Source organism: Halopseudomonas pachastrellae (genome assembly GCF_900114765.1).
Classification (GTDB): domain Bacteria; phylum Pseudomonadota; class Gammaproteobacteria; order Pseudomonadales; family Pseudomonadaceae; genus Halopseudomonas; species Halopseudomonas pachastrellae.
Genome location: NZ_FOUD01000042.1, coordinates 1 through 4,862, shown reverse-complemented (window position 1 = coordinate 4,862; position 4,862 = coordinate 1). Strand labels below are relative to the sequence as shown.

General features: G+C 57.5%; 4 protein-coding genes and 3 pseudogenes. 6 read left to right on the top strand and 1 reads right to left on the bottom strand.

Translation table 11 applies throughout. The annotated features are described in order from the left end of the window. The first annotated feature begins 984 nt into the window (after positions 1-984). The 6 genes and pseudogenes from tnpA to BM116_RS18425 all read left to right on the top strand — a co-directional run. Positions 985-1,320, top strand: coding sequence for an IS66-like element accessory protein TnpA (gene tnpA, locus BM116_RS18445; RefSeq protein ID WP_211276324.1), 336 nt, complete (start codon positions 985-987; stop codon positions 1,318-1,320). After that, complete coding sequence (gene tnpB, locus BM116_RS18440; protein WP_268874578.1) at positions 1,317-1,652, top strand: IS66 family insertion sequence element accessory protein TnpB; 336 nt, start codon at positions 1,317-1,319, stop codon at positions 1,650-1,652. The genes tnpA and tnpB overlap by 4 nt, the downstream gene beginning before the upstream one ends. A gap of 50 nt (positions 1,653-1,702) precedes the next feature. Next, a pseudogene (gene tnpC, locus BM116_RS18435) lies at positions 1,703-2,922 on the top strand (IS66 family transposase); the annotation flags it as partial. A gap of 75 nt (positions 2,923-2,997) precedes the next feature. Next, a complete protein-coding gene (locus BM116_RS19365; protein WP_407920325.1) occupies positions 2,998-3,132 on the top strand; it encodes a transposase domain-containing protein in 135 nt (44 codons plus the stop codon). Between the two features lie 428 nt (positions 3,133-3,560). Continuing rightward, positions 3,561-3,716, top strand: a pseudogene (locus BM116_RS18430) (transposase domain-containing protein); the annotation flags it as partial. Between the two features lie 11 nt (positions 3,717-3,727). Further along, positions 3,728-4,159, top strand: a pseudogene (locus BM116_RS18425) (integrase core domain-containing protein); the annotation flags it as partial. A 107-nt stretch (positions 4,160-4,266) separates the two neighbouring features. Here the strand turns inward: BM116_RS18425 and BM116_RS18420 are convergent. Further along, positions 4,267-4,862: DUF3387 domain-containing protein (locus BM116_RS18420; RefSeq protein ID WP_139222387.1), on the bottom strand; the 596-nt coding region annotated here is incomplete at its 5' end.

The following is a 4,862-nucleotide window of genomic DNA, read 5'->3' as shown; positions in this document are numbered from 1 at the left end:
CAAACATGGCCCTGGGTGGCATCACCCCCAAACAGAAGTTGGCCCTTGCGGCCTGACCTCTACTTCTGGCGAGTACTAAAAATGGGGGGATTACCCAACCACCTTGCCTGGCAGCGCCATCCCTCCCAAAGAGAAGCTTTACGCAGTTAAAGCCCTGAGCGAGGATGATATTGCCGCACTTCTGCATCACCTCGGAAAAACACGACACTACGACGTTTTTGCTGCCGTTACGCTAGCTTGGCTACTCGGCGTCCGGCCCTGTGAGATGCACTCGATTCAGGTCACGCGTGAGGGGTTCCATATTATTGGAGCAAAAAAGGACGACCAAGGCATCAGGGGTGCCGACCGAGATATAACGTTCCCAAACCAAACAGATTTTGAGCTTGCGGCTAAAGCAGTAGACCTGTATCGACACTCACACCGCAGCGCTGCGGCAATCAGGGATACTCTGCGAGAACAATGCAGGCAGCTTTGGCCCAGACGTAAAGTACAGCCAACGCTAAGAAGCTTACGGCACCAGATGGGCTCCAACCTCAAAGCCTCTGGCATAAACCCCAGGCTCATGGCGTACATCATGGGGCATCGGTCTACGCGGTCGATTGAGCGATATGGAGACAGGCGCACGGCAACGAAGCGCAGTTTCTCGTTGCCGTGCGCCGCGCCTAACGCAGACCTTTCGAAAGTTAGAATCAGCAGGAAAAGTAAACCAGTGTGGTATTCGGCAGAGCCTGCGGCTAAGGGCGTCAGCCCCAAAAGTACGCACCAACAGACTAAGCGTCGCACGGTTTAACAACAATCTGCACGGCGCTAGGGACTCGGTGCCAGCGTATCGAGTAACTAGTGACATGCTTCGCGTACGGGTTCCAAAAAGCGGAAAGAAGGTAACCGTCCGGGCAACACACCTCCTCAATTCCGCCTGGTAGCGGCATGGTGTCCACCTGTTTTTGGTGGACACCATTTCAAGCCCCTTGCGGAGGAACTCCCGTGCCAGGCCTACGCCGCTCCTATCCCAAATCCTTCAAGGCCCAGGTCGTCGAGGAGTGCAGCCAGCCCGGTGCCTCGGTTGCCGGCGTAGCCTTGAGTCATGGCCTTAACGCCAATCTCGTGCACAAGTGGATTCGCCGCCAGCAGGCACAGCTGCCTGCTGTACCCTCCAGTTTTATTCCGATCCCTCTCGTCCCGAGCCTACCTGCTACCCCGAGTGCTGCCGACATGGCCATCCAGATCGTTATTCCTCATCGGGTCGGCAAGCTGTCGGTGCAGTGGCCGGGCAACGACCCTGAAGGTTGTGCTCGTTTCCTGCGCGAGCTGCTGAAGTGATCCGCATTGAACGCATTTGGCTCGCCACTGAGCCTCTGGACATGCGCGCCGGCACTGACACAGCGCTGGCCCGCGTAGTCGCCGTATTCGGGGCGGCGCAGCCGCACTGCGCCTACCTGTTCGCCAACAAGCGCGCCAACCGGATGAAGGTGCTAGTGCATGATGGTGTGGGCATCTGGCTTGCCGCACGGCGACTGAATCAGGGCAAGTTCCACTGGCCAGGCGTGCATCGTGGTCTGGAGGTCGAACTCGACGCTGAGCAACTCCAGGCCTTGGTGCTCGGTTTGCCATGGCAGCGAATCGGTTCCAGCGGCGCAATTACAGTGCTCTGAACCCCGCTTATCAGCTGTTGCAGTGACCGTGCTTTGGTAAAATCCACGGCATGACTTCCTCGCCCAATCTCGACCAAATGACGCCCGAACAACTGCGCGCCCTCGCTGCGCAGTTGCTGTCCAAGGTCGACACCATGGGCCGAGAGAGCCGCCGCGACAAGACAGTCATCGAGCAACTCTCTCACGAGATCGCCATCCTCAAGCGGCACAAATTCGCTAAGCGCAGTGAGCAAATCAGTCCGGCGCAAGGCAGCTTGCTGGATGACTTGCTCAACACCGACCTCGAGGCTATCGAGGCAGAGCTGAACGCGCTCCGGCCTGAGCCTGCCGCAACCTCATCGCGCCAACAGCCCAAGCGCGCTCCGCTGCCATCCCAGTTCCCACGTACGGTCATCCGCCATGAACCGGAGAGCACACAGTGTGCCTGCGGGTGCCAACTTCAGCGCATCGGCGAAGATGTGAGCGAGAAGCTGGATTACACACCTGGCGTGTTCACCGTCGAGCAACATGTGCGTGGCAAATGGGCCTGTCGTCAGTGCGAAACGCTGATCCAGGCGCCTGTGCCGGCCCAGGTGATCGACAAGGGCATTCCCACCGCCGGCTTGTTGGCCCATGTAATGGTGGCCAAGTTCGCGGACCACTTGCCGCTGTATCGCCAGGAAAAGATCTTTGGCCGTGCAGGCTTGGTCATATCGCGTTCGACGTTGGCGCAGTGGGTAGGCCAAACCGGCGTGCAGCTCCAACCCTTGGTGGATGCATTGCGCGAGGCAGTGCTAGCTCAAGACGTTGTACACGCCGATGAAACACCGGTGCAGATGCTGGCACCCGGCGAGAAGAAAACACACAGGGCTTACGTCTGGGCCTACTGCACTACGCCGTTCTCAGCACTGAAGGCGGTAGTCTATTACTTCAGTCCCAGCCGTGCTGGCGAACATGCGCGTAACTTCCTGGACACCTGGAATGGCAAATTGGTCTGCGATGACTTCGCAGGCTACAAGGCTGGCTTCGAGCAGGGCATCACCGAAATCGGTTGCATGGCGCATGCGCGGCGCAAGTTCTTCGACCTGCATGCCGCCAACAAAAGCCAGCTGGCCGAACAAGCGCTGCACTCGATTGGCGGGCTGTATGAAGTCGAACGGCAAGCCAAAGACCTGAGTGACGAGGATCGCTGGCGAATACGCCAGGAAAAGGCCAAGCCCCTAGCCGACACCTTGCATACCTGGATGATGGCGCCGTGCCCATCGATAACAATGCGGTCGAGAACCAGATCAGACCGTGGGCGCTTGGCAAGTCAAACTGGCTGTTCGCTGGATCGTTGCGCAGCGGTAAACGGGCTGCAGCGATCATGAGCCTGATCCAGTCAGCTCGCATGAATGGCCATGATCCGTACGCCTACCTCAAGGACGTGCTAACGCGGTTGCCGACGCAGAAGGCTAGCGAGATCGAGCAACTGCTGCCGCATCAGTGGATGCCGGGCTGATCGGCGCAAGGTGTATTCCCCGTACGCTTACCATCGTTCACCGGCTGGGTGGGGTGTGAGTACAACCCTGCGGTGGGGACCAGAGAAGGATTAAGTTGGATCCGCTCCTTTTGCGGCACTAAAAGCGAATAGCGTTTGTCGCCGAGCGGGGGGCAATATGCAAACTTTGCACATTGCTTTCCGTCGTCCCAACGTCCGTCATCCGTTGGGGGCAATGGTCATTGACAGGCTAGTCCGCACTCCAACTCAAGCCCGTCCCAAAAGAGATCGAGAAACTACTGCCGCATCAGTGGATGCCGAGCTGATCGGCGCAAGGTGCCTTCCCCGTGCGCTTACGAAAGAAGCAACACCGGGCAACGTACCGGCCGGTAAAAATAAAAAAAGGCCGTAAGCGTCCGGTGAACACACCTTTTGAACTCCAGCTTTGCGGTAAACACGCGGCTGCATTCATGAGCCTGATCCAGTCAGCTCGCATGAATGGCCATGATCCGTATGCCTACCTGAAGGACGTGCTAACGCGGTTGCCGACGCAGAAGGCTAGCGAGATCGAGCAACTGCTGCCGCATCAGTGGATTCCGGGCTGATCGACGCAAGGTGTATTCCCCGTACGCTTACGATGCGCTACGTGGCGACTACTGCTGGCATCCCCGGTGAGATGGTTCAAGACCTGCTGCTGTAAAGCTTGCAGTACCGATTCGGCCAGTCAGAGCGAGTGCCTCATCCGCTGGAATGGCTGACGGACAATGGCTGTTGCTACACTGCCAAAGAAACGCGAGCCTTCGCGTCCTCTCTGGGCTTTGTCGTGTGCACCACACCGGTGAGAAGCCCTCAGAGCAACGGCATGGCTGAGGCCTTCGTGAAGACGTTTAAGCGCGACTATGTGTACTTGAACGATCTCCCTGATGCCGCCACGGTGATGGCTAGGTTGCCGGAATGGGTCGAAGACTATAACCGCAGCCACCCGCACAAGGGGCTGAAAATGAAATCGCCCTGGGAGTACAGGGCGGAACTGGCATCAAACGAATGAGGTGGTGTCCGGTTTAGCGGGGGCAACTACACACAAGCCTTCCAACGATAAAAGCTTCAGCTGGCAGCTCGGCATGCTGGAGCAGAAACATCCACGTTCTCGACTTCTCACACCCACTCCTCGCACAGTTTCTCAGCCTGCACCAACACTAGCTGTGCAGCCTCCTCCTGCTTGTCCGGCGGATATTTGTACTTGCGAAGAATCCGCTTAACCATCAAACGCAGTTTTGCCCTAACGCTGTCTCGGTTGTTCCAATCCACCGTCACGTTTTTACGCAAACCATCGGTCAGTTCATGGGCAATCTTGGCGAGAATCTCGTCGCCTAGCTCGCGGACGGAAGCCTCGTTATTGGCCAACGCATCGTAGAAGGCTAGCTCATCATCGTTAAGCCCCAGCACCTCGCCGCGTTTGCTGGCGGCGGCGAATTTCTTCGCCATGTCGATGAGTTCTTCGATGACTTGAGCCGTTTCAATGGAACGGTTCTGGTAGCGGGCAATGACGTTACTCAGCAGCTCGGAGAATTTCTTTTCTTGAGCGACGTTGGTGGAGAATCGACTTTTGATTTCCCCTTCCAGCAGGCGCTCAAGCAGTTCTACCGCGAGGTTCTTCTCGGGGAGGCTGCGCACTTCAGCAAGGAAGTCGTCATCGAGCAAACCGATGTTCGGTTTATCCAGGCCAACAGCCGCAAACACGTCCACCACAT

Coding starts and splice junctions, on each gene's coding strand:
- BM116_RS19365 (WP_407920325.1), top strand. CDS start 2,998: ATGAGCCTGATCCAGTCAGCTCGCATGAATGGCCATGATCCGTACGCC.